Source organism: Paenibacillus sp. FSL R5-0887 (assembly GCF_038002305.1).
In the GTDB taxonomy this organism is placed as follows: domain Bacteria; phylum Bacillota; class Bacilli; order Paenibacillales; family Paenibacillaceae; genus Paenibacillus_AQ; species Paenibacillus_AQ odorifer.
Genome location: NZ_JBBOCE010000002.1, coordinates 1,797,946 through 1,821,179, shown reverse-complemented (window position 1 = coordinate 1,821,179; position 23,234 = coordinate 1,797,946). Strand labels below are relative to the sequence as shown.

The 23,234-nt window shown below is 47.2% G+C and carries 23 protein-coding genes; 18 read left to right on the top strand and 5 right to left on the bottom strand.

Going from position 1 to position 23,234, the window contains the following annotated elements:
- Nucleotides 1–102: 102 nt before the first annotated feature.
- From MKY14_RS25935 to MKY14_RS25915, 5 genes are read left to right on the top strand one after another with little or no spacing between them, the layout of a single operon-like run.
- On the top strand, nucleotides 103–642 hold the full coding sequence (locus MKY14_RS25935; RefSeq protein ID WP_076275944.1) for a MarR family winged helix-turn-helix transcriptional regulator: 540 nt from the start codon (nucleotides 103–105) through the stop codon (nucleotides 640–642).
- 27 nt (nucleotides 643–669) lie between these two features.
- Entirely contained in the window at nucleotides 670–2,124 is a 1,455-nt protein-coding gene (locus MKY14_RS25930) for an aryl-sulfate sulfotransferase (RefSeq protein ID WP_076127030.1), read from the top strand.
- 13 nt (nucleotides 2,125–2,137) lie between these two features.
- Nucleotides 2,138–3,187, top strand: a complete 1,050-nt coding sequence (locus tag MKY14_RS25925) for an ABC transporter substrate-binding protein (RefSeq protein ID WP_445669881.1) — start codon at nucleotides 2,138–2,140, stop codon at nucleotides 3,185–3,187.
- 11 nt (nucleotides 3,188–3,198) lie between these two features.
- Nucleotides 3,199–3,975 carry an ABC transporter ATP-binding protein gene (locus MKY14_RS25920; RefSeq protein WP_076220059.1) on the top strand — a complete coding sequence of 259 codons (777 nt, stop codon included), beginning with the start codon at nucleotides 3,199–3,201 and terminating at the stop codon, nucleotides 3,973–3,975.
- A 15-nt stretch (nucleotides 3,976–3,990) separates the two neighbouring features.
- Complete coding sequence (locus MKY14_RS25915) at nucleotides 3,991–4,770, top strand: ABC transporter permease (protein WP_076307970.1); 780 nt, start codon at nucleotides 3,991–3,993, stop codon at nucleotides 4,768–4,770.
- 45 nt (nucleotides 4,771–4,815) lie between these two features.
- Here the strand turns inward: MKY14_RS25915 and MKY14_RS25910 are convergent, their stop codons facing one another.
- Complete coding sequence (locus MKY14_RS25910; protein ID WP_076310058.1) at nucleotides 4,816–5,583, bottom strand: hypothetical protein; 768 nt, start codon at nucleotides 5,581–5,583, stop codon at nucleotides 4,816–4,818.
- 278 nt (nucleotides 5,584–5,861) lie between these two features.
- Between MKY14_RS25910 and MKY14_RS25905 the strand changes: the two genes are divergently transcribed.
- The 7 genes from MKY14_RS25905 to MKY14_RS25875 all read left to right on the top strand — a co-directional run bounded on the left by MKY14_RS25905 (nucleotide 5,862) and on the right by MKY14_RS25875 (nucleotide 11,428).
- A complete protein-coding gene (locus tag MKY14_RS25905) occupies nucleotides 5,862–6,974 on the top strand; it encodes an ABC transporter substrate-binding protein (protein WP_340977664.1) in 1,113 nt (370 codons plus the stop codon).
- A 91-nt stretch (nucleotides 6,975–7,065) separates the two neighbouring features.
- Nucleotides 7,066–7,986, top strand: a complete 921-nt coding sequence (locus MKY14_RS25900; protein ID WP_076278952.1) for an ABC transporter permease — start codon at nucleotides 7,066–7,068, stop codon at nucleotides 7,984–7,986.
- Complete coding sequence (locus MKY14_RS25895) at nucleotides 7,983–8,786, top strand: ABC transporter permease (RefSeq protein WP_076186152.1); 804 nt, start codon at nucleotides 7,983–7,985, stop codon at nucleotides 8,784–8,786. Before MKY14_RS25900 ends, MKY14_RS25895 begins: the two co-directional genes overlap by 4 nt.
- A complete protein-coding gene (locus tag MKY14_RS25890) occupies nucleotides 8,783–9,826 on the top strand; it encodes an ABC transporter ATP-binding protein (protein WP_076307967.1) in 1,044 nt (347 codons plus the stop codon). Before MKY14_RS25895 ends, MKY14_RS25890 begins: the two co-directional genes overlap by 4 nt.
- A gap of 4 nt (nucleotides 9,827–9,830) precedes the next feature.
- Nucleotides 9,831–10,706: an alkaline phosphatase family protein gene (locus tag MKY14_RS25885; RefSeq protein ID WP_340033878.1), complete on the top strand. Its 876-nt coding sequence runs from the start codon at nucleotides 9,831–9,833 to the stop codon at nucleotides 10,704–10,706.
- A 57-nt stretch (nucleotides 10,707–10,763) separates the two neighbouring features.
- Complete coding sequence (locus MKY14_RS25880; protein WP_036687337.1) at nucleotides 10,764–11,081, top strand: hypothetical protein; 318 nt, start codon at nucleotides 10,764–10,766, stop codon at nucleotides 11,079–11,081.
- Between the two features lie 110 nt (nucleotides 11,082–11,191).
- Nucleotides 11,192–11,428: a DUF6953 family protein gene (locus MKY14_RS25875; protein ID WP_076219710.1), complete on the top strand. Its 237-nt coding sequence runs from the start codon at nucleotides 11,192–11,194 to the stop codon at nucleotides 11,426–11,428.
- A gap of 104 nt (nucleotides 11,429–11,532) precedes the next feature.
- Here the strand turns inward: MKY14_RS25875 and MKY14_RS25870 are convergent, their stop codons facing one another.
- The 3 genes from MKY14_RS25870 to MKY14_RS25860 are packed head-to-tail and all read right to left on the bottom strand — an operon-like array spanning nucleotide 11,533 to nucleotide 14,892.
- Entirely contained in the window at nucleotides 11,533–12,612 is a 1,080-nt protein-coding gene (locus MKY14_RS25870) for a mannose-1-phosphate guanylyltransferase (protein ID WP_076127047.1), read from the bottom strand.
- Complete coding sequence (locus MKY14_RS25865) at nucleotides 12,605–13,711, bottom strand: glycosyltransferase (RefSeq protein WP_076219709.1); 1,107 nt, start codon at nucleotides 13,709–13,711, stop codon at nucleotides 12,605–12,607. Before MKY14_RS25865 ends, MKY14_RS25870 begins: the two co-directional genes overlap by 8 nt.
- Complete coding sequence (locus MKY14_RS25860) at nucleotides 13,711–14,892, bottom strand: glycosyltransferase family 4 protein (RefSeq protein ID WP_036687342.1); 1,182 nt, start codon at nucleotides 14,890–14,892, stop codon at nucleotides 13,711–13,713. Before MKY14_RS25860 ends, MKY14_RS25865 begins: the two co-directional genes overlap by 1 nt.
- A gap of 216 nt (nucleotides 14,893–15,108) precedes the next feature.
- Here MKY14_RS25860 and MKY14_RS25855 point away from each other — a divergent pair, with 216 nt between their 5' ends.
- The 3 genes from MKY14_RS25855 (at nucleotide 15,109) to MKY14_RS25845 (ending at nucleotide 16,987) form a co-directional block, all read left to right on the top strand.
- Nucleotides 15,109–15,405 carry a helix-turn-helix domain-containing protein gene (locus MKY14_RS25855; RefSeq protein ID WP_051491502.1) on the top strand — a complete coding sequence of 99 codons (297 nt, stop codon included), beginning with the start codon at nucleotides 15,109–15,111 and terminating at the stop codon, nucleotides 15,403–15,405.
- Nucleotides 15,371–16,315 (top strand): DUF1861 family protein, encoded by a 945-nt coding sequence (locus tag MKY14_RS25850; RefSeq protein WP_076186146.1) that lies wholly within the window; start codon nucleotides 15,371–15,373, stop codon nucleotides 16,313–16,315. Before MKY14_RS25855 ends, MKY14_RS25850 begins: the two co-directional genes overlap by 35 nt.
- Nucleotides 16,316–16,402: 87 nt before the next feature.
- Entirely contained in the window at nucleotides 16,403–16,987 is a 585-nt protein-coding gene (locus tag MKY14_RS25845) for a 50S ribosomal protein L25 (protein ID WP_076101172.1), read from the top strand.
- 64 nt (nucleotides 16,988–17,051) lie between these two features.
- On the opposite strand, the gene MKY14_RS25840 is transcribed toward MKY14_RS25845, so the two are convergent.
- The gene (locus MKY14_RS25840; RefSeq protein ID WP_340977662.1) at nucleotides 17,052–19,349 is read right to left on the bottom strand and encodes a UvrD-helicase domain-containing protein; all 2,298 of its coding nucleotides are present in this window, start codon (nucleotides 19,347–19,349) and stop codon (nucleotides 17,052–17,054) included.
- Nucleotides 19,350–20,092: 743 nt separating this feature from the next.
- On the opposite strand from MKY14_RS25840, the gene MKY14_RS25835 reads away from it, so the two are divergent.
- From MKY14_RS25835 to MKY14_RS25825, 3 genes are all read left to right on the top strand, one after another.
- Nucleotides 20,093–20,407, top strand: coding sequence for a hypothetical protein (locus MKY14_RS25835; RefSeq protein ID WP_340394851.1), 315 nt, complete (start codon nucleotides 20,093–20,095; stop codon nucleotides 20,405–20,407).
- Between the two features lie 227 nt (nucleotides 20,408–20,634).
- A complete protein-coding gene (locus MKY14_RS25830; protein ID WP_076185557.1) occupies nucleotides 20,635–21,471 on the top strand; it encodes a DUF6492 family protein in 837 nt (278 codons plus the stop codon).
- 2 nt (nucleotides 21,472–21,473) lie between these two features.
- Nucleotides 21,474–22,853, top strand: a complete 1,380-nt coding sequence (locus MKY14_RS25825; protein ID WP_340977661.1) for a sugar phosphate nucleotidyltransferase — start codon at nucleotides 21,474–21,476, stop codon at nucleotides 22,851–22,853.
- Nucleotides 22,854–23,234 lie beyond the last annotated feature (381 nt).

Sequence of the window (23,234 nt, the reverse complement as noted above, 5' to 3'; positions counted from 1 at the left end):
TGATTGGACCACCAAAGGCTCCCGTACTTTTCCCTTGTCAGGGGTAGGTGCTGGGAGTCTTTTTTTATGGGCTGATTGGGAGAAAGCAGAGGTTAGTAAGCCATGAATGAACAATATTGGAGACAGCTGGAGGAGACAGATTGGGCATTTCGCAAGGCGGTTCGCAGATTCGTGAAAGAGCGGGATAAAGTCGCCGTAGCAGGTATCTCCTTACCAGGCATGCTGATTCTGCACAAAATCATTCGCGATGGTGAACAAAGGCTAGGAGATTTAGCGGATGAACTAGACTTCACCTCAGGTGCGATTACCGCATTGAGCGATAAGCTTGAGGCGGGTGGATATACCGTACGCAGACGTAAAGAAGGCGATCGTAGAACGGTAATGCTGGATATTACGGGTAAAGGCCGCAAGATGGCGGAGCAGAACAGCAACATCGGAGAACGATGTATTTCGCTTTTGTTTGAGGGGTTTACGGAGGAGGAATTGGCGCAGCAAAATGACTTTTATCAGCGGATCATTAGCAATTTGGAAGGATTCTCGGATATCCTGCTGAAGCTCGCCAAGGAGAATGCAGAGACCTCTCCAACCCTTGAACAGAAGCCACGAACAACCACCAAAAAAAGTAATTATCTTAGCTACTAAAAAAATTGAACGTAGGAGAGATGAACGATGGGACATTCAACCATTTATCCAACTGGAGCAACCGTATATAACCCTAACAAAGCCTGGAGTGGCTATACCGTATTTCAAGCTGGTGAAGAAGGTGTTGTACTGATTGATATGAACGGTAAAGAGGTGCATTTGTGGAAGGGGCTGCTTGGATTTCCGGCTAAAATCTTCCCGGGTGGTTATGTGCTAGGCAGCACAGGAAGAAGAGATCCTAAATTCGGAATACAGGATAATGTAGATCTGGTACAGGTGGACTGGGATGGGAACATCGTGTGGAAATATAACAGCTATGAACATATAGAAGATCCGGGTTATGAACCCCTCTGGTATGCCCGCCAGCATCATGACTATCAGCGCGAAGGCAATCCGGTCGGATATTTTGCACCGGGGCTTGAACCCAAGGTAGACAGTGGAAAAACGCTAATTCTTGCTCATAAAAACATCTACAATCCTCAAATCTCCGACAAACAATTGCTTGATGACACGATCCTTGAGGTGGACTGGGAGGGGAATATCGTCTGGGAGTGGGCTCCAAATGAACATTTTGATGAGCTAGGCTTTGATGAAGCGGCCAAAAATGTACTATTTCGTGATCCTAACTCACGCTCTTTCGGAAATCTAGGTGGTGGTGTTGGAGACTGGCTGCATATCAATTCGGCTTCTTATGTAGGACCCAATAAGTTTTACGATGCAGGGGATGAGCGTTTCCATCCGGATAACGTGATCTGGGATGCGCGTGAAGCAAATATTATTGCGATCACGGATAAGCGTACCGGAGCCATCGTTTGGAGAATCGGTCCGGATTACTCGCTGCCAGAAGTGAAGCATATCGACTGGATCATTGGCCAGCATCATGCGCACATCATTCCGAAAGGTTTGCCGGGAGAAGGCAACTTACTTGTATTCGATAACGGGGGCTGGGGCGGTTATGGTCTTCCAAATCCATCTTCTCCTTTTGGGCAAAAAAATGCACTCCGCGACCACTCGCGAATTCTGGAGATTAATCCCGTGACTTTTGAGATAGAGTGGCAATATACAGCGGCAGAAGCAGGTTTCTCTGTCCCAACCGATTCTTATAAATTCTACAGTCCATATATCAGCTCCGCTCAACGGCTTCCGAATGGCAACACCTTAATTACAGAAGGTTCTAACGGCAGACTCTTTGAAGTTACGCCAGAACATGAACTGGTATGGGAATATATTTCGCCATTTACGGACTCCAGAAATACCAATATGGTCTATCGTTCCTACCGTGTGCCTTATGCATGGGTACCACAGCTGGAAACGCCAGTTGAACAAGCGATTGAGCCAATAGACGTAACGCAGTTCAGAGTCCCGGGGTCTGCACCTAAAGGATCGGATTCTGTGGTAAGTGTGGCGACAACCCTGCCATTTGTTGAAGGAGCTGCTTGTGTAGCGACGACGGATGAAGGCAGCAGCCGCAAGGTAAATTAACAAATTTGAGGAGATGGGTCGGTTGAAAAAATCATGGATCAGCTCAAGCTTTCTGCTCTTATCTTTATCAGTGGTTATCCTTTTATCGGGCTGCAGCTCCAAGGGCGACGCGGCTACCTCTAATGCCGCTAAAGAGGGAGCGGCGAATAGCAAAGCAGAGACATTAAAGATAAAAATTGCTGACATCAATACGAATCCCACTTTTCGGGTGGCACTAGATAAAGGCATCTTTGCCAAACACGGGATTGACGCTGAACTGGTCAACTTTGGCTCCCCTGCGGAAGGTGTAAATGCCCTTTTTATTAAACAGGTGGATGTGGCTTTCGGGGCAGACTTCCCCTTGCTGAACGCAGTGGCGAAGGGCGATTATGCTATTATCGCCTCGGCGGGATTAGCGACTGATGAAGCGTCCACTGAATGGAAATTGTTCGTACAGGATGATATTCAGAAGGCTGAAGATTTGAAAGGGAAAAAGCTGAGTTTCATACGCGGCACCTTCATTCCGTACCTTTGGGATGAATATTTGAAAGAGCATAATGCTGCTCTCGGTGATGTGGAGTTAATAGGACAGGGTGCCTTTGATGAAGCTTATATCGCTTTGAAGCAAGGTGCTGTGGATGGAGCATGGTTTTATGGTTCGGTTCTGAATGATAAGCTCTATGCACTTAAAGGTGTTCATGAACTGACGGATATGTCTAAAACCACGGTTCGATTGGGGATGGGGATTGTAACGGGAAATGATTTTGCGACTAAGAATCCGCAAGGTATAGCGAATTTCCTAGCAGCGGTGGATGAAGCCGGAGCCTATGCTCAGGCTCACCCAGATGAGGTTGCTGATCTGATGTATAAGGAAGTGAAGCAGCCTAAGGAATCAACGATAAAAGATCTGCCGAATAATCCGTGGGCACTAGGATTTACTCAAGCAGCGTATGACAGTTTGACCAAGCAGAAGAAATATATGGTCGACAACGGAATCATTGAGAAGGATTTCGATCTGGATAGTAAACTGAATCTCGAGCCGCTGGCGAAGGCATTGCCAGAAGAGGTTACGTACAAGAAATAGGGGGGTTCAGCATGTCATTACCTGCTAAGCAGCATACCATTCATATTGAGCAGCTCCGTAAAAGCTACAGCGAACCGACTGCTGGGGACGTTCACTACATTATAAAAGATGTAGATCTCGTAATTAAAGGTGGGCAATTCTTCGTTCTGCTCGGGCCGAGTGGTTGCGGGAAATCAACACTGCTGAATATGATCGCCGGGTTTGTCTCCAAATCCGGTGGGCATCTACGGGTGGATAATGTAGAGGTGAATAAGCCTGGCAGAGATCGGGCGGTTGTGTTCCAGCAGGCGGATTCCTCCTTATTCCCTTGGTTAACCGTTCGTCAGAATGTGGAGTTCGGATTGCGGATGAAGAAAATCGCAAAGGCGGAACGGCACACAATATCGGATAGGTTCATCGGGCTTGTTGGGCTGAACGGGCATGAGGAGAAGTTCCCGAAGGAGCTGTCTGGGGGGATGAAGCAGCGTGTTCAGCTGGCTCGGGTGCTGGCGAATGATCCAGCGATTCTGCTGATGGATGAGCCATTTGGTGCGCTGGATGCGATGACGCGCCGAACGATGCAGAAGGAATTGGTCAACATTTGGCGCCAGACACATAAGACGGTGATTTTTGTAACTCATGATATTCAGGAGGCGTTATTGCTGGGGGAACGAATTGGCATTATGTCCGTAGGACCGTCTTCTAATATTACGGATATTTATGATAATACACTGCCGTATCCGCGGGACGTAACCTCACCGGAATTCTACTCGTTATACAATCAAATTCAAGGTCATTTCGAAGAATAGGATAGGGTGAGACAGATGAGAAAATGGGTGGAGAAGAAGTGGGTTTCCGTAACCCTTCTATGGATTACCGCGTTCTGCGTCTGGCAGCTTGGAGCTGTAATCTATGGCCCCGATGTGATCCCCGGACCATGGAGTACACTTAAGGGCGGACGGGAGCTGCTGGAAGACGGAACCTTGCTGCAATATATCGGGATTAGCTTTTACCGGGTGCTCATTGGTTGGGTACTCGGCAGTTTACTGGCGATTCCCGTAGGGCTAATCATTGGGAAGGTGAACTTGATCCGTATTTTTGCGGAGCCTTTCCTGAACTTTATCCGTTTTATCCCGCCGATTGCATTCATTACATTGTTCTTAGTATGGTTTGGTATTGGGGAGCAGTCGAAGATTGCGTTAATTATGTACGCTACCTTTTTTATCGTGGTGCTGAATACTTTAACCGGTGTGATGTCCGTGGAAGAAGACAAAATCCGCTCAGCCCGCAGTATGGGCGCCAGTGAGTGGCAAATTCTGATTCATGTGGTCGTTCCGGCGACGATCCCTTATATTTTTACGGGTATCCGGTTAGCGATGGGCACCTCATATATGGCGATTATCGGCGCGGAAATGATTGCTTCGAACGAAGGTGTAGGTTATCTGATCTGGAATTCCCGGTTGTTTTTCCGTACGGATTGGATCTTTGTCGGGTTATTCTGCCTTGGCTTTATGGGCTTCTTTACGGATCGGCTTTTTGGCTGGTTCGGTAAGAAGGTGCTTTACAGATACGGTGTTGTCAGTGTGGCAGCGCGTAGACGGTAGTTATATTCATACATGTAAAACTGCCTGGAAATGTCGGGCAGTTTTTTACTTGGATTGAAGTTTATACGAATATTTTTTGTTATTGTAAGTAAATTGGATGGAATCCAGTGATGAGGGATTAAGAGAATAATCATTTATTTTTTCTTTGTTGCCAGTCAGAAGATTATAAATATAAACTTCGTAACTATAGCTACCATCTGCATTTCCAGGAAGTATGGAAACCGATAGATAAAGTTTTTCTTTTTCATCAACTGCATAACTATAAAATTTACCTCCAGATGAATGGAATTGAGCAATTTCTTTATTAGATGTTGGATCGTCTACTTTCATCACCCAAGCTTGTTCTCGTATCGGCTGAGCTCCATCAGTGAAAATGGAAAAGGTATGATAGAGGATATAATCATCTAATCCAAAAACGCCGCTAACCACCAGAACAGCATCGCCATCATTTAAAGGTAACGTCAATAGCTTTTTGGACTTTTCTACAGCTAGTGTTTTTTCATTAGGAGAACTTAAATAGAAAGTGAATGGCTCTGTTGGAAAATAAAATGGATTTGCTTCTGTTCCAGGGGCAATGTTCATTTTTGGGGCTGGCAACCATACGATACCGGCAGAGGTATTGACAGCGTAGTTGTATTGTTCTGTATTCTGATCACGTAATGGGAGGGTGTAAAGATCACTGTTTATTTGAATGATTTTATTACTTGTATCTGGCGTGTTATTTTTAGGAGGAGTAGCTGCATTGTTGCAAGCTGAGATAAGCAAAGTACATAGAAATAAACCTGTTACCATCTGAATTTTTGTAAACGGCATTTTTCAAGCTCCTCTGAGGGTCATTTCTTATTATGAATAAATACTACTATACATCAGTAAAGTTCTATTTTAGTGTAATTAATGTAATTATTTTCATAAAAACATTTCTAAGGGAAACGGCGGTCATCTAAAAAGACGACAGGTCGTTTCTTTTTATTTACAAATATTCCTATTCTCCTTAATGCCGCGAAAATAGTACACGCCTATACTGCAATTGGGTGCCTAACAGTTGGACATAAAGAAGCCCGCAAATAAGAAATAGGAGTGAAGGGGAAATCATGAAAAAAGGGATCAAAAATCAATTATCGATGGGTCTAATGTTATCCTTGCTCGTCCTGTTGCTTGCTGCTTGTGGAAATTCAGCCAAGGCTGAAGAAACAACGAATGGAAAGGCTGGCACCAAAGAATTAAGTCTGACTGAGATCGAGAGTAAAGCTAAAGAAGAGGGCAGTATCGTCAGTGTGGGGATGCCGGATTCTTGGGCGAACTGGAAAGATACATGGAGTGATATGAACAGTAAGTATGGTCTTACACATTCGGATACCGATATGTCGAGCGCGGAGGAAATTGCCAAGTTTGATGCGGAAAAAGACAAACCAACGGCCGACATCGGAGATGTGGGGATTGCGTTTGGCTCGGTTGCCGTGGATAAAGGGGTAACCCAGCCTTATAAAACATCCTACTGGGATGAAATCCCCGATTGGGCTAAGGATAAGGACGGGAATTGGATCGTCGGCTATCAAGGCACCATTTCTTTTCTGACTAACACTAAGCTCGTGGCGAATCCACCGAAGAGCTGGGAAGATCTGAAGAACGGTAACTACAAAATCATCGTTGGTGATGTAACCAAGGCTGCTCAAGCACAGATGGCTGTATTGGCCGCAGCGATTGCCTTTGGTGGCGACGAGTCGAACATTGAACCGGGGATTGCTTTTTTCGAGGATTTAGCTAAAAACGGACGTCTCTCCAATGCAGAAGCTTCCCTTGCCAACATTGAAAAAGGGGAAGTAGAAGTTACCCTGCTGTGGGATTTCAACGCTTTGAACTATAGAGATCAGATCAACAAAGATGGCTTCGCAGTAGCCATTCCCCAGGAAGGCAGTGTCGTGAGCGGGTATGCCACGATCATCAACAAATATGCGCCGCATCCTAACGCGGCGAAGCTTACACGTCAATACATCCTTAGCGATGAAGGACAGATTAATCTTGCCAAAGGTTATGCTCGTCCGATCCGTGACAGTGTAACGTTGCCGGATGATGTTGCAGCTAAGCTGTTGCCAAAAGAAGAATACGTCAACGCTAAGCCTGTTGATGATTACAAGGTATGGGAAGAGACGGCAAAAACCATTCCTCAATTGTGGCAGGAACGTGTGCTTGTGCATTTGAATTAGTATTCATTTCTCCCTAAAAAAGAAGCAGGGCGCCTTCGTCATGATGCCGTAAGGCGCCTTTGTTCTATTCCTGCGACAAGGAGCGAGTAAGATGAAACAAAGAAGCCGCGGTGTGATCCTGGCACTTATTCCATTTGCACTAATGGTGTTAGCCTTTCAACTGGTACCTATACTATCCATGTTGACGGGAAGCTTACGCACAGCGGACGGAACGGGATTTACGTTAGGCAATTATCTGCATGCGTTGCAAAGTGCCTATTACATGCAGGCGATTAAGAACAGTCTGCTAATCTCCATAACCTCAAGTCTGATAGGGATCATTGTCGGACTTTTTTGTGCTTATTGCATTACCCGGTTTACCCCGAGAGTACGCGATAGACTTCTGATGCTGTCGAATATGACCTCTAACTTCGCAGGTGTTCCGCTGGCTTTTGCTTATATCATTTTGCTCGGAAATAATGGGGTGTTTACACTCTTATTTAAACAGTGGGGCTGGAGTGTTTTTGCCGATTTTGATCTATATAGCTGGTCAGGTCTAATACTGGTGTATGTATACTTTCAGGTTCCGTTAGCCTTACTGCTTTTGTACCCGTCCTTTTACGGAATTCGTGAGCAGTGGAGAGAGGCAGCTTCCTTACTGGGGGCTGGGCCTTGGCAGTTCTGGAAGACGATAGGCCTGCCTATTCTAACTCCGGCGATCTTCGGCACACTTGGAATTCTTTTTGCTAATGCAATGGGGGCTTATGCCACGGCTTACGCATTGGTTGGCGGAAATTACAATCTGTTGGCGGTACGTATCGGTTCACTGGTTGCCGGAGATGTGGTTACACAGCCACAAATGGGGAGTACGCTTGCTGTTCTGCTTGGTCTGACTACGATTTTGGCGGTTTATCTGAACCATTTAATGGTGCGGCGTGCGGAGAGGTTCGGAACGAAAGCACTCAGTAAACCGGATGTGAAAATCAAAGCTTCCCGGCGTTTATGGACAGCTCGTGAGGAGGCAGGGCAATGAATATACGTAAAGCAGGCTTTGCTCCACGCACCTTCATGCTGCTGCTCATGGTGTATTTGCTGCTTCCTCTTTTGGCAACGGGCATTTATGCTTTTGCACAAGATTGGCAGAATACCTTGCTGCCCCGGGCTTGGACGCTGAATTGGTTCGGGGAAATGTTTGAGGATATTCGCTTTCTGGAGGCGCTTTGGACCTCGCTTTATTTATGCCTGATCAGCGTGGTGCTGAGTCTGGCCGTGATGCTGCCAGCTGTTTTTGTCATCACCCTCTATTTTCCGCGTTGGGAGAGCTTTATGAAAGGTATTGTTGTTTTGCCTTATGCGGTGCCTGGTGTTGTGGCTGCGGTAGGTCTTATTCGTACCTATTCCTCTGGTCCCTTTGATATCGCTGGAACAGCGTATTTATTAGTGGGGGCATATTTTGTGGTCATCCTTCCCTATATGTATCAGGGCATTCGCAATAGTCTGTTAACGGTTAATGCCGTTGAACTGCTGCATGCTGCGGAGCTGCTTGGTGCCCGCCGAAGAACGGCCTTCGTGAATGTGATTTTGCCTAATATATGGCCTGGGGTTATCGTCTCTACACTGTTATCATTTTCAGTTCTATTCGGCGAATTTGTCCTTACGAACATGTTAGTTGGCGGACATATTCAGACGATTCAGGTATATCTATATCAAAGGGTTGGTGAAAGTGGACATTTAGCCAGCGCGATTGCGATCTCTTATTTTCTGTTTATTCTAATTCTTTCGATGGTACTCATGAAGCTCGGTAAAAAGATGGGAGGGGGCGTTAAGGGATGAATGATTATCTAAAGCTGCAGGGTGTATGCAAAATGTTTGGGAATACCTGTGTGTTAGACAATGTTGATTTGGAGATCCGTGAAGGTGAACTTGTGACACTGCTAGGCCCCTCCGGTTGTGGAAAAAGCACATTGCTACGCTGCATAGCCGGTCTTTCAGAGCTGGATGGCGGCAGAATTCTTTTGGAAAATAAAGATCTGGGAAGTTTGCCGCCCCGTAAGCGCGAGGTAGGAATGGTGTTTCAGTCTTATGCCTTGTTCCCCAATCTGACGGTGAGCCAAAATATCGAGTATGGAATGAAAATGCGGGGATTATCGAAATCAGCCCGCCATCATCGCTGCGCGGAATTGCTGGCATTGGTCGATCTGGAAGATAAACGGGATGTATATCCGCAGTCCCTCTCCGGTGGACAGCAGCAGCGGGTAGCGCTGGCTCGTTCTCTAGCGGTGCAGCCCAAAGTATTGCTGCTGGATGAACCCTTAAGCGCACTAGATGCTAAGATACGCAAGAATTTACGTGCAGAAATTCGTGATATCCAAAAAAGGTTTAACATGACGACACTATTCGTGACACATGATCAGGAGGAAGCGCTGATTCTTTCTGACCGCATCTGTATTATGAACGGTGGCCGGATTGTGCAGGATGGCACACCTGAGGGGTTGTACTCCGCACCACGAACAGAGTTCGTTGCCCGGTTTATGGGCAGTTACAATGTATTGACCCGATCAGAAGTGATGACGTTGTTCCGGGGGATAGATAGCACGCAGGACCGCTTTGCTATTCGGCCTGAGGCGGTTACGCTGCTGCATGAGGGCGCGGGACTTCACGAGGTTGCTGCCGGAGTGCAACTGGTGGATGGCATCATTAAATCTGTCTCCGTGTTGGGCAATATTATTAGGTGTACGGTAGAGGTAGAAGACATTTGCTTAACGGTTGATCTTTTAAATGACGGACGCTGGCTGAGGCTGGTGGAAGGGGCTAACGTCACCTTGGCTCTGAACCCTTCTGAGCTGCTGCATCTGGAACGAGAGGGAGCGTAATAAGATGACTGAAATGAACAATAAACTTATTGTGGTAGTGTTGGACGGACTTAGATATGAGGCCGCACGTGAATATATGGGGTATATGGAGCATTTGGTGGAGCAGGGGAAAATATCATGTCACCGAGTGAAGTCGGAATTGCCTAGTCTGTCACGCCCGCTTTATGAAGTACTCTTGACGGGGACACCTGTGACAAAAAATGGAATTACGGCTAACCATATTGTGAGACCAAGCCATGAAGAGAGCGTATTCCATCTGGCAGTGGCCGCTAATTTGCGCACAGCTGCTGTCGCCTATCATTGGGTCAGTGAGCTTTATAATTCGGCCCCTTTTGATCCGCTGGCTGATCGCCATCAGCACAATGTGATGAAGCCCATTCAGCATGGCAGCTTTTATTTCGAGGATCACTATCCCGACAGTCATGTGTTTGCCGACGCGGTGTATTTACGGAGTGCCTATGATCCGCATTTCCTATACATTCACTCCATGAATATAGATGACGCCGGGCATCGTTATGGCGGCGAGAGTAAAGAATATGAGCTTTCAGTGCGTAATGCCGACGGTCTGCTGGCCACTGTTTTGCCTATTTGGATGGAACAGGGCTATAAGATTATGATTACGGCAGATCACGGAATGAACGCAAATGGGTACCACGGCGGGATAACCCCTTCCGAGCGAGATGTGCCATTATATACGTTTGGGGTAGATGTATTATCTTCAGAAAAAGAGGAAGAAATGCTGCCACAGCTGCGAATGGCTCCTTTAATGTGCCACTGTTTGGGGCTGGCCCCTTCGGCAGCAATGAGTAAGGAGGGCTTGCCTCCACTTGTGCAGAAGCAATCTCATGACAAAGTGGAAGAACCTTTGCCGTTGGTATGAAATAAAATAATTAGCACTAGAAAAATCATATATTTTACCCAATTAGGAGGTTGTCTATTGAGCGCTTCTAAAGCTATGAAATGGATTACGGGTTCCTGTGAAATTATTTTGGCAATTCCAATTCTGGGTGCTGCTATTGTTATTGGCACGGGGTATTCCGTTCTGGGGTTGATGTTTATTCTACATGTGATTACATTGATTTTATCTTCAAGAGACCGTGAGTCTATCTACGGTTCAGTGCTAGGAATTATAACTTCTTTATTGGCATGGATTCCTTTTGTAGGCTGGTTCTTGCACTTAATTACTGGGATTCTGTTGATGGTGAGTGGAGGACAGAAGTCCCGTTATCCGTCGAACCATATCTATCCACAGTGATGTAAATTGACTTCAATACAGCCCAATTCGGACGTTTGTCCGGTTGGGCTGTATTCATGTTATAATGAGGGCACATTTTAGCAGTAAGCACAGAGAGGAGGCGCATCCATATGGAAATAACCGCACAAGAAGTAGCAGAATGGATGGTGAAGGAGATTCGTTTTACGGGTACCTTGCATCAGACGGCGGCGATTGAATATGTGAAAGAGAATTTTGGAGAAGAATTTGTATTTGTGAATGAGAACGGCAATGCCTCACTCTCCAAAGAAGTGAAGAAAGCTTTCCGGAAACTCCATGGCGGGAGAATTGCTTGGGATCGAGACGGGTTCTTGTGGGCTTGGACCTAGGTTTCGCGCTTAAAAAAAATTTATAAACTGTTCAACTTATATAATGAGATGAAAAACGGACCATGCATGTACTGCAATGGCCCGTCTTTTTGCATTCCTTTTTGTTAGATATATTCTGTCATTCCCTGTTCCTTTAGAAGCTCCACGATATCTTTGACTGACTGCGCTTTGTCCTTGGGACAGATTAATAGTGCATCCCCAGTATCCGCAATGATGAACCCGTCTACACCAATGGTCGTGATCAGTCTGCCATTTCCATAGATGATTGAATTATGGGTATCTATCCCCACATGATTTGCTTTTATAATGTTGCCTGCATCATCCGGAGGGAAGATTGAACCCAGTGCATCCCAGCTGCCAATATCATTCCAGCCAAACTGCCCGGAAAGCACGACAACTTCATCAGAGCGTTCTAAAATGCCGTAATCAATCGAAATATTCTGAAGCGTTGGATAGATGGCGTTAATAACTTCCTCTTCCTGATCTGTACCCAAATAATCACTGATGGGCAGCATGGTTTTGTAGAGTCGAGGTAGATAACGTTTGAAATTATCAATAATGACAGAGGTCTGCCAAATAAAAATCCCACTATTCCATAGATAATTACCGGATGCCAGATAACTCTGTGCATTCTGAAAGTTTGGTTTCTCTACAAATTCATCTACATCATATACAGCCACTGGGCTTGTCGCAATCGGCGTCTTATCAAAGGCAATATAGCCGTAGCCAGTAGATGGGAAAGTAGGCTTGATTCCGATGGTTACTATTTTGTCTGACTCCATGGCAACAGTACAGGCTTCGTCTAGTGTAAGACGGAATTGTTCCTCATCCGTTATATAGTGATCGGAAGGCAGGACGACCATTAAGGAATTGCCATGAGATTTCTCTATAGATAATGCTGCAAAAAGAATGCTAGCGGCTGTATTTCGCGCCACAGGTTCAATTAGAATATTAGCTTTGAGAACGCTGCTGTGCATAATACTCTCCAACAATACTGCTTGGGTACGATTAGTAACGATAACTGTATTCTCCTGAGGAATAATCCCTTTGAAGCGTTCAATCGTATCGTTTAGCATAATGTCGTTGCCACTAATATTCAGCAGCTGCTTTGGGATTTCTTGTCTGGACAGGGGCCAAAACCGTGTTCCGCCCCCGCCGGCTAGGATCGTAGCATATTTATTCATGATGCATCACCAACCGGGCAATTGTGAAGGATATAATGCTCTCCGAGCCTTGGTTCAGGTTGAGCCCCGCGGCATGGATGCCGTCATAACAAGCACCAGTCTGCGGATCGATCAGAGGGATTCCCAAGGAATTATGCCCTAGATACCAGTTGTAGCATAATTCTGCTTGCGTAAGATAGGCGGGGTCCTCAAGAACAACAGCTGCTTCCCGGCAGGCCAGCAGCATCTCGCAGGCTTCAATGGGCTGTTCATCATAGGGTGCAGCCAGCCCATCACGCAGCAGCCAGCCATGGCTGCCGATCGGTTTATAGTAACCTTTGCTGGAGAAGGTGGTGGAAGCTAGGAAATCCAGGCTTTCCTTGGCAGTCTCCCGCAGGTCTTTATTCCCGGAGATCAGGAAGGCCCGAAGCAGAGCCCAGGGCAGCATGGAATTGCCATAAGTGATGCTGTCCTCGAACCAATTCCAGCCGTGTCCCTTATAGCGGGTATATTGATTATGCAGCCGAACCGCAATATTTTCGATCAGACTCTCAATGGTTGCCCTTGGCAGAAAGGCGGCTTCTTCGGTCGTGTTTTCAGTATGCGGGTATGGAAAAGCATAACCTAATGAGCCCGGTGCTTCGGTAAGATAACTTAGGCCGATGATGGCATAGGCTCCAGCCCGAGGTGAGCCCAAGGCTTCCAGATGCGGCAGTGCCTGATTGATCAAATACCGGCAGGTATTCATCAGGTTATCGGGCAGGGAAGCAGCATGCGACAAGGCGAACCCGAGTGCCCACAAGGTACGTCCCTGGCAATCTTCAGAACCTTTATCCTCTATAAAGGAGCGGTTATAATCCATGAAATTGCGAAAATTGCCGTCCGCTGTCTGGGAATGATAGATAAAAGAGATATACGTATGAATGAGATCGAGTGCCACGGCATCCCGGGAATTCTCGTACATTAAGACCGCAGCAATCAGGGCGCGGGCGTTATCATCGGTAGTGTAGCCCTTGGAACGGTCCGGAACCCCAAACTTGGTATGCTGAAAGATTCCTGTATCGTCCGTGATTCTGCGCAGATAGCCTGGTTTAGCCTGTACTGTGGTGGAGGTTTCCATTAAATCACGCTCCGATCAGCTGACGCCGAGCTCTGGATATGGCTGTGGAACAAGGCGGCATAGATTTTGGCGATTTCGTTCCAGCGCATAGTGAGCCCGAGCTTCAACGTACGGTCTTCCATCGTTTGCACCAGGGCGGGGCTATTCAGCAAGCGCAAAATGCAGGCTTCCAAGGAAGCAGAATCATGAAAATCAGCCAGTAGACCGCGGCCTTCTGCCAGCATTTCCTGGGCGTAGCGGTAAGGGGTAGACACGATAACCCGGCCATAACCGACTCCGTAGGCCAGGGTGCCGCTGACGGCCTGATCCTTACCCAGATAAGGAGTCACATAGATATCTGACATGACCAAGGACTCTATTACTTCTTCTTGGGTCAGCAACTTATCGACGAATTGGACATTGTCCTGCAGGTCAAACATTTCTACGAGGTCCGTCAGTTTCTGGCGGTAAACTTCCCCGGATTCCAGCTTGACGACCGGATGGGTCTTGCCCCAGACAATGTACAGTGCTTCGGGATGGCGCTTGACCACGCCGCGCATGGCTTCGATGCTGTATTCAATCCCTTTGCCGGGACTGAGGAAGCCGAAGGTGGAGAGGATTTTGCGGTCTGGATAACCGTATTGTGCTTTAAGGCTGGTGCGTGAGGCTGTGCTAACTTGAGGGACGCCGTGATGGATGAATGTGATTTTGGAAACTGGGATCTCATAAATAGTAGATAAATCGGTAAGGGTTGATTCCGCCATCGTCACGACCTGCACGCTACGCTCGGCCAGACATCGGATGATCTGATGCTGCTTAGGGGAGGGCTTGGTCAACACTGTGTGAAAAACAACAACATACGGAATGTTCAAACGTTCGACAAAGGGCAGCAGGTATTCACCGCTTTCTCCGCCGTAGATGCCAAATTCATGTTGGATGACCAACAAATCGGTATCGGAATTGTTGAGGAAATCGGCCGTATCTATATAATCTGCGTAATTATGCTGGTCGATCTGCCGTATTACCTGCTGATCGTAAGCGTAGGTTTCATTGTTGTTTATGGCAATAATCCGGGGCGGGTTGAAGCCGGGAAGGTGGATAAGTTCATCTAGCAGATCCTGTGTGAACGTGGCGATACCGCACTCTCGCGGCAGACTGGTTCCCAGGAACACGATGTTGTGATTACGGACTGTATTTTTCATTCAAAGAGCCTCCCTAATGGTCTTGCGATTGGTCTGGATACAAAAAAAGAAAATAAAGAAGACTCTATTTTCTGAATAGGGAAAGGTATTTGGTTTTCTGAAATTAGAAATGTTGCAAATTATTTCCTAATCCCACTGTAACATGACCGTTTTATCTTGTCAATTCGATTGACGCCTTGGGGTTAGTGCGGATATATTATTGGAGGAGGTGTAGGAATGCCAGTCATACGCAGTAAACTGAGTGAGGTCATGGAGAGGCATGATCCGAAATTATCGATCCGCAAGCTTGCTAAAGAGATCAATTACCATTTTGATTCGGTACGCCGAATGTATAAGAATGAGATGGTGCAGTATCCAAGGGATCTGTTGCTAAAATTATGTGTATACTTTAATGTCCAGCCCGGCGAGCTGATTGCCATGGATGCGGAAGACAACGATTGGGTGATCGATCGTTCAAATGATTACGAGGAGGACGGCGATGACAAGGAACCCGGCACGGACAGCCACCTGTAAGCAGCTTCTGGATACATATCATGCCGGACGCGGTACAACCACTGTAAATAAAATGACGTTCACGGGTGTTGGGCACCGGGATGTCTATAATATAACCGCCCCGTTTATGTATAACGGGGAAGAGGTACTAATGGGAAGAGTTGAGGAACGGGACAGTGAGTTCTCTCAAGTCTTCTTTTTTACATGCCATGATGGGGTTTGGAGACCTCGTGCGCATACGCATACGTACAATTTACAGGACCCGTGCTGGACCCGGATCAGGGGGGAACTTATTGTGGGCGGGGTGGAAGTGATTACGGCAGCGGATGATCCGCACCGGATTGTCTCCTGGGTGACCCAGTTCTACCGGGGATATCACATCGATTCTTTGACCCACTTTTCTTCAGGTCCCGGCACGATGAAGGATATCCGACTTATCGAGCTTGATAATGGCAGTGTAGGCGTATTTACCCGGCCGCAGGGCGAGCGGGGTGGGCGGGGGCAGATTGGGTTCACAGTGATTCCTTCGCTGGACGAACTAAATGAGCAGACCTTCATTGATGCCGAGGTTTTACAGGATCAATTCGTGCCCGAAGAGTGGGGGGGAGCCAATGAAGCTCATCTGCTGCGGGGTGGAATGGTGGGCGTATTGGGCCACATTGCTTGCTTCGATAGTGCCGGAAACAAACACTATTATGCCATGGCTTTTTCGCTGAATCCTGAGACTTATAAGGCAACTCCGGTCAAAATAATAGCAGTCCGCAGTGATTTTCCGGCGGGCCCGGGCAAGCGCAAAGAACTGGAGGATGTCATCTTCAGTGGTGGCTTGAAACGTCTTGGAGGAGGCCGGGCGGTATTGTCTGTAGGGGTGAGTGACGCAGAAGCATATCAGATTGAAATCGCAGACCCATTTGACGAATATGAATCCTAGCGTTCTTCCAGTAAGTTTGACTAGATTATATGGTCATGTTACACTTGGTGTGACAAGAATTTATGGTCAAAGAGAGCGGGAAACCCAATGAATAAGTTTATTCAATTCAACACACGTAAGACTGACACCAAGTCCAACATCAATCAGGCGCGTAAGCAAGGACGTATTCCGGCTGTATTATATGGTATTGGTAAAGAGACTCTGACGTTGGAAGTGAATGAAAAAGAACTTCTGGACATTCTCAAAAAGAATCCGCGCGCAATTCTGCAAGGTAAGGTATCGGAAGAGCTAGAGGTTCCGGTCGTGGTTCAGAACATTCAGAAGGATACCCTGTCCGGCAAAATTCTGCATATTGATTTTCAACATGTAAATATGAAAAAGAGCATGGACAGCAAGGTGACTATTCATTTTGCAGGTGAAGCCGTAGGGATTAAAGCAGGCGGCACACTTCAGGTAGAAATCTATGAAGTGGAAGTTCGTTGTATGCCTGAGGATCTGCCTACCTCCATGGAAGTCGATATCAGCGGACTGGATATTGGCGACCAGTTGCTCGTCTCTGATCTGATCTTCAAGGACGGTATTGAAGTGTTGACCGAACCGTCAACCGTAATGATCCAGATCAAGACCGTGCATGAAGAAGAGGAAGAAGAAGCGGTAGTAACTCCAGCTTAAACATATATTTTTATAAAAAAGGCAAGTTTCCAGGGAAGAGGAAACTTGCTTTTTTTGCGTTGAATCATACAGGAACTTCTCGTTGGTCCTTTGCCATAGGGGAACTACATAACGGGCAGGGCTTTGAGGTTAAATGATCCTCAGCTCCGCCCGCTTTCATGCGTGTCCAGCCAGGACAGGTACTGCTGGTACAATTCCATACCGCAACGACATGGGTTCTTGTCGCAGTTGTCCGGCTGGTAGGTAAGGATCTTGTTGTCACTGTTCTGCTCACCGTAGTCGTTGCTGTGGAAGAAACGGCAGAGCGGAAGGCTGATAACATGAAGCGGGAGACCTCTGCTTTTTTGCCTCGATGCCTCGCAGGTGAACTGATAAATAGCTCTTCCCGGGCTCTAGTAACAGCTACGTAAGCCAGTCTTCGCTCCTCTTCCAGGGCAGCCAAGCTTGAACTTCCACTATTTGCAGCGGCCAGCTTGCGGTCCTTGAGCCGGTCGCCCTCCAGGGCGGAGCTATGCGGGAGAATTCCTTCAGAGGCTCCAATCAAAAAGACCACAGGAAACTCTAATCCCTTGGATTTGTGAATGGTCATAAGCGCGATCCGATTCCCTTGTTCTTTGGTGCTTGGCTGACGATTATGTTCATTACGTTCAGTAACATTATCTATGAAATCCAGAAAGGCAGGGATACTATCAAATCGCTCTGCAGACGATTCTAGTTCATCTAGCATTTCTTTTAACGTCTCGCGATGTAAGGTTGCTTGATGCCGCTCATTCGCTTCGATGAAATAATCATAGAATTGCGTGCGGATCTGGCGGATCGCTTGGACTGGGGTTAACTCGCGCATATTGCGAATTAGATCCAGCCGCTCTCTAAGCTTAGTGCCCTTGAAATCCTCCATGCCGGGCATGGACAACAGATGGATTAGTGGGCCTTGCTTTGGTTGTCTGGCTTCCATCTGCCGGATGTGATTCATACCTTTTTCACGGTTCATATATAGAGTAGGCAGGATGTTCTCCATAGCCGCGAAATTCCGCCGATTCACGGAAAGACGCATATGATCCACGACCGGGGAAATTAGCCAGTGTTCGTACAGTAATTGGCCTTCTCCATAATCAATATAGGGAATATCGCGTAAAAGAAGTAATTCCAGAACGGCCCGGTTGCTGCTGGACGCTCTATATAACATGGCGAAGTCGCTATATTCTCTTTTGCCGCTCGAAACCTCGTTTAAAATATGCTCAACCATCTGCTCAGCTTCCTCGTCTGCTGTCTGCGGACGCATATACCGGGGCTGACTCCCGCTGCCTTTGGCAGCTTGCAGGGTTTTGGAACGCCGGCGCGTATTGTGCCGGATAATACCGTTACCGAGTCCGACTATAGCTGGACCAGAACGGTAATTAATATCAAGTGTAATAACCCTTGCTCCCGGGTACAGCTTCTCGAATTCCAGAATGAATTCACTGCGTGCCCCGTTGAAGGAATAAATCGTCTGGTCATCGTCGCCAACCACCATTAGATTATGCTGCGGGTGAGCAATCATTTTGACTAACTCGTACTGCAGGGCATTGGTATCCTGAAACTCATCCACCATCACGTATAGATATCTCATCTGCAATTCCTGCAAAAGCGTAGGACGCTCCTTCAGCATCCGATAGGCGATTAAGAGGACATCGTCGAAGTCGATTTTGAAATTGTCTAGTTTCCATTGTTCGTAGATTTCCAGAATGGATTTCATTTCTTTTTCAGCGGTGGTTCCTTCAGGCAAGCCTTCTACGGTACCCATGTTCATCTTGCAGGAAGAGAGCAGGGAGAGTAGCGTTTCCGGTGGATAGGCATCCTTAGGTAGCCCGAGCTCACGCATGATTTGTTTTAGCAGGATGTGCTGGCGCCGCGTCTCACTGAAAATCTCTTGCTGCAATCCTTGTCTGCGCAAGAAAAATAAGAAAAAGGAATGAAACGTGCGGGCCTGCAGCCGCGCGACGTCCGCTGGGCCTACTCCCGGTAAAAGGGCGATCCGTTCGCGCATTTCAGCCGCAGCTTTACTCGAAAAAGTCAGCAATAGCAGCTGACTTGGCGAGACACCGCGCACGGACAACAAATAGCCGGTTCGGCAGATCAGAACCGAGGTTTTGCCGGAGCCTGCGCCGGCCAGTGTTAGAAGCGGCCCTTTATGATGCCGTACCGCGGAAATCTGCGGACGGTTGAGCAGGATGCCACCTTCTTCCAGCCTGCGAAAATAAGCGGAGTCCTCATCCTCCCGCTTCACCAGCTCTTGGCTTGTCTGCGCTGAGGCCACAGCCGCTTGCGGGATCCGCTCACCAGTAGCTCCCAGCGGGATATTATGAAATAAAAGCTTATTCAATAGATTCACCTTCATTATTTCTGTATAGAGTGATCTCAACAAATCTAGTTCTATGATGTTTGAGTTCATCTTAAAATGTGCCGAAAATTTAGCCAATCTACAATATACCATCCCAGGCTTTTTACTGCACAGGAAAAGTGTTGGATATTGAGCCAGTAAAAATCTGGGGATTGGTGTGGGAGTGGGACACAACGGTGGTATAAATCCCGTAGATTAGGTGGGATGTGGCTGACGTGGGCGGAATGTACGGTATAAATCCCGTAGATTAGCTGGAATGCGGCTGCGTAGACGGAATGTACGGTATAAATCCCGTAGATTGGGTGGAATGTGGCTGCGTGAGCGGAATGTGCGGTATAAATCCCGTAGATTGGATGGAAAGTGGCTGCGTGGGCGGGATGTACGGTATAAATCCCGTAGATAAGCTGGGATGTGGCTGCGTGGGCGAAATGTACGGTATAAATCCCGTAGATTAGCTGGAATGTGGCTGCGTGAGCGGAATGTACGGTAAAAATCCCGTAGATTGGCTGGAATGCGGCTGCCTGAGCGAAATGTGAGGCATAAATTCCGTAGATTAGCTGGATTGTGGCTGCCTGAGCGAAATGTGAGGCATAAATCCCGTAGATTAGCTGGAATGCGGCTGCGTAGACGGAATGTACGGTATAAATCCCGTAGATTGGGTGGAATGTGGCTGCGTGAGCGGAATGTACGGTATAAATCCCGTAGATTAGCTGGATTGTGGCTGCGTGGGCGGAATGAGGGGCAAAAACGCCCTAGAAAAGGGCAAAACCGCCTCCATAAGCAAAAAGAGAAGCATATATGCCCTAGAAATGAGCAGAAGAGGAGCAGCGACGTGGAAGAGAGGCAAAAATGCCCTAGAAAAGGGCAAAGCCGCCTCCATAAGCAAAAAGAGAGGCATATATGCCCTAGAAATGAGCAGAAGAGGAGCAGCGACGTGGAAGAGAGGCAAAAATGCCCTAGAAAAGGGCAAAGCCGCCACCGTAAGCGAAAAGAGAGGCATATATGCCCTAGAAATGAGCAGAAGAGGAGCAGCGACGTAGAAGAGGGGCAAACCCACCTCCATAAGCGAAAAAATGGGCATATTTGCCCCAGTAAAGGGCGCCGGGTGCAGGTCTGCTTCTATTTTTATAATATAAAAATTTCTGCCCGCGCATCGCAGGCTTGTCCAGCGCACATTTGCCACTCTCCTGAACAATTCTGTGATGCCCATTCCCTTTTCCTATCATGCTCATATCCTAAAGCAAAAACATGATATGGAGATGACCCTATGCCCTCGCCCAGTAAGGCCCGCATCAGACATGCCGTTACTATAGATGTACTGATTCCCGCGATTGAAAAAGATTTACAGACCCTTCCCCATGTGATTGACGCTGTTAGAAAGCAGGTTAAGCATCCCATCGGCCGGATATTAATTGTTGCTCCCAAAAAGAAACGGATGATTGAGTTCTGCCGCACAAAAGGCTGTACCTTTATTGACGAGAATACGGTGCTGCCGATTACGAAAAAAGACATTCATTACCGCTCACGCACCTGGGAACGTTCCGGCTGGCTATTCCAACAGCTGCTGAAGCTGAATGGCGACAAGCTCTGCACGGCGGATTATTTTTTGGTCATTGATGCCGATACCGTTCTGATCACCCCCCACCATTTTCGGGCGAATGGCAAGACACTCTTTTACAGCCGGAACTGGAGCCAACCACAGTATTTTGTAACCTATAGGAAACTCATGGGCCGCAAGGTGACCGCAAAATCATCATTTGTGACCCATTATATGCTGTTTGAACGCAGTCAATTGGCTCAAATGAAAAGAGAGATAGAAGCAAAACACCAAATGCCCTGGTATCGAGCTATTTTACACAGTATGAACCGCTCCAAGCAATTTGCCTTTTCCGAATTCGAAACCTATGCCAATTACCTGTATTCGAAGAATCGCGAGGGAATGAAGATTCAAAAAGCGCGTAATAAAGGTCTCCATATGAATGCAGGACAGCTATCCAAGCAGAAAGTGAATCAGCTGGCTGAGAAGTATAGATCATTGTCTTTTCATAAACGAAAGGGGTATGTGAGAACACCGGGGGCTAAATCTAGCGCAGGGGGGCGATAGGGTTGCAGATCGTACTCCTTTCAGGGGGATCGGGGAAGCGGTTGTGGCCGCTATCAAATGAGATCAGGTCAAAAGCTTTTTTAAGGCTGCTTCCAACAGAAGCTGGCGGTGTGGAGTCGATGATCGAACGGGTATGCAGAGGGCTGGAAGAAGTAGGTTTGTTGGATTCAAGCTGCATTGTGACTCATCGCAGTCAGGTGGAGATTACTCGCAAATCCGTTAGTGCTCAAGTCCCTTTATTAGCAGAGCCGCAGAAACGGGGGACTTTTACTGCAGTAGCTCTGGCGGCGAGTTATCTGCATTCTGTGAAGGGTATGGACTCAAAAGAGATCGTAGTGGTCATTCCGGTGGATTCGTATGTGGAGGCTTCTTTTTTTAAGCAGCTTCATCAATTTCCGAGTGTGCTTGCCGAATCACAAGCGGACATTGCTTTGATTGGTGTTTTACCTGAATTTCCTTCTACACAGTTCGGTTATATTCTGCCGGGTGAAGGGTCTGGGGTAGGGGGGACGTCTTTTTTAAATGTTAAGCAGTTTGCAGAGAAACCGAACGAATCGACAGCCGTCGAGTTCATTTCTCAGGGAGGACTGTGGAATTGCGGCGTGTTTTCCTGCTCATTAGGGTACTTGCTCTCAAGTATGGTCGAACGGGATCTTCCAGTAGATTACATGGAGTTTATGGAGCATTATGATCAATTGCCAGAACGAAGCTTTGACTATGAGGTGCTAGAACACACGCGGCGAGCGGTAGTCATCCCCTATATTGGGGTGTGGGCGGATATTGGCAGCTGGGATGCACTTGTTCCCCATTTGCAAGGAAGAGTAATTGGCAGTGGGAGTATTTCTGAGGATTCAAAAGGTACCCATTTGATCAACGAACTCTCTTGTCCTGTGCATATCATCGGCGCTCCTGGTTTAATCGTGGCGTCGGGGCCAGATGGTATTTTGGTTGCTGGGATAGAGCAGGCAAAACGAATTAAGCAAAAACTGGAGGGCCATGCGGCGAAGCCGATGATTGAAGAAAAACGCTGGGGTACCTCACGCATTTTGGACTTCTCTCGCACGGCGGCAGGTATTGAGGTTACGACCTCTAAAATAACCATTTTGGCAGGCGAGCACACCAGCTACCATTTTCATCGGCATACTAAAGAAGTTTGGTCTTTTCTTTCTGGAAATGGAGAATACCGGATGAATGGCCATCTTCATGCGGTTGCCGCCGGGGACACGGTCACGATTCCTGCTGGTACGAAGCATGGACTGCGGGCCATTACAGCGCTCGAATTGATTATTATTGAACTGTTGGAATTTCCTGAGGTGGATGACTACGTACGAGTGTCTGTCGAATGGGAGGGGGAGGACAGCTTCCTTGATGATTTGGGATGAATGGAAAGGTAGTTCGCTTTAACCCGGAGGCAGTTGTAGACATGGGGAGATTGACCGGCTGAAGTGAAATAGATGTATTCAGTGCAACTATTTCGTGGAGTAGCGAATCCCTTGCGATTTAGATGTAGTTTGTACAGTTAAAAATCGCGAATTTTTGCGTTTTGAATAGATTTGCTGAATATAAGTGTACAGAGTGCAATTAAATCCGAATTATCGCCTAAAAGAGGGCATTTAACTGTACGAAGTACAACTAATTCTTGAGAGGGACGGGGGATGCTATAGGCAAGCCACAGTAAGCTACAGGAAAGCGATAAGTAAGCAATAGGTAAGCCACAGTAAGCCACAGTAAGCTATAGGCAAGCCACAGTAAGCTACAGGAAA

Excerpts from the sequence above, each read along its gene's own strand:
- MKY14_RS25935 (WP_076275944.1), top strand. The coding sequence starts at position 103 with ATGAATGAACAATATTGGAGACAGCTGGAGGAGACAGATTGGGCATTT.
- MKY14_RS25930 (WP_076127030.1), top strand. The coding sequence starts at position 670 with ATGGGACATTCAACCATTTATCCAACTGGAGCAACCGTATATAACCCT.
- MKY14_RS25925 (WP_445669881.1), top strand. The coding sequence starts at position 2,138 with ATGGGTCGGTTGAAAAAATCATGGATCAGCTCAAGCTTTCTGCTCTTA.
- MKY14_RS25920 (WP_076220059.1), top strand. The coding sequence starts at position 3,199 with ATGTCATTACCTGCTAAGCAGCATACCATTCATATTGAGCAGCTCCGT.
- MKY14_RS25915 (WP_076307970.1), top strand. The coding sequence starts at position 3,991 with ATGAGAAAATGGGTGGAGAAGAAGTGGGTTTCCGTAACCCTTCTATGG.
- MKY14_RS25910 (WP_076310058.1), bottom strand. The coding sequence starts at position 5,583 with ATGCCGTTTACAAAAATTCAGATGGTAACAGGTTTATTTCTATGTACT.
- MKY14_RS25905 (WP_340977664.1), top strand. The coding sequence starts at position 5,862 with ATGAAAAAAGGGATCAAAAATCAATTATCGATGGGTCTAATGTTATCC.
- MKY14_RS25900 (WP_076278952.1), top strand. The coding sequence starts at position 7,066 with ATGAAACAAAGAAGCCGCGGTGTGATCCTGGCACTTATTCCATTTGCA.
- MKY14_RS25895 (WP_076186152.1), top strand. The coding sequence starts at position 7,983 with ATGAATATACGTAAAGCAGGCTTTGCTCCACGCACCTTCATGCTGCTG.
- MKY14_RS25890 (WP_076307967.1), top strand. The coding sequence starts at position 8,783 with ATGAATGATTATCTAAAGCTGCAGGGTGTATGCAAAATGTTTGGGAAT.
- MKY14_RS25885 (WP_340033878.1), top strand. The coding sequence starts at position 9,831 with ATGACTGAAATGAACAATAAACTTATTGTGGTAGTGTTGGACGGACTT.
- MKY14_RS25875 (WP_076219710.1), top strand. The coding sequence starts at position 11,192 with ATGGAAATAACCGCACAAGAAGTAGCAGAATGGATGGTGAAGGAGATT.
- MKY14_RS25870 (WP_076127047.1), bottom strand. The coding sequence starts at position 12,612 with ATGAATAAATATGCTACGATCCTAGCCGGCGGGGGCGGAACACGGTTT.
- MKY14_RS25865 (WP_076219709.1), bottom strand. The coding sequence starts at position 13,711 with ATGGAAACCTCCACCACAGTACAGGCTAAACCAGGCTATCTGCGCAGA.
- MKY14_RS25860 (WP_036687342.1), bottom strand. The coding sequence starts at position 14,892 with ATGAAAAATACAGTCCGTAATCACAACATCGTGTTCCTGGGAACCAGT.
- MKY14_RS25855 (WP_051491502.1), top strand. The coding sequence starts at position 15,109 with ATGCCAGTCATACGCAGTAAACTGAGTGAGGTCATGGAGAGGCATGAT.
- MKY14_RS25850 (WP_076186146.1), top strand. The coding sequence starts at position 15,371 with ATGACAAGGAACCCGGCACGGACAGCCACCTGTAAGCAGCTTCTGGAT.
- MKY14_RS25845 (WP_076101172.1), top strand. The coding sequence starts at position 16,403 with ATGAATAAGTTTATTCAATTCAACACACGTAAGACTGACACCAAGTCC.
- MKY14_RS25830 (WP_076185557.1), top strand. The coding sequence starts at position 20,635 with ATGCCCTCGCCCAGTAAGGCCCGCATCAGACATGCCGTTACTATAGAT.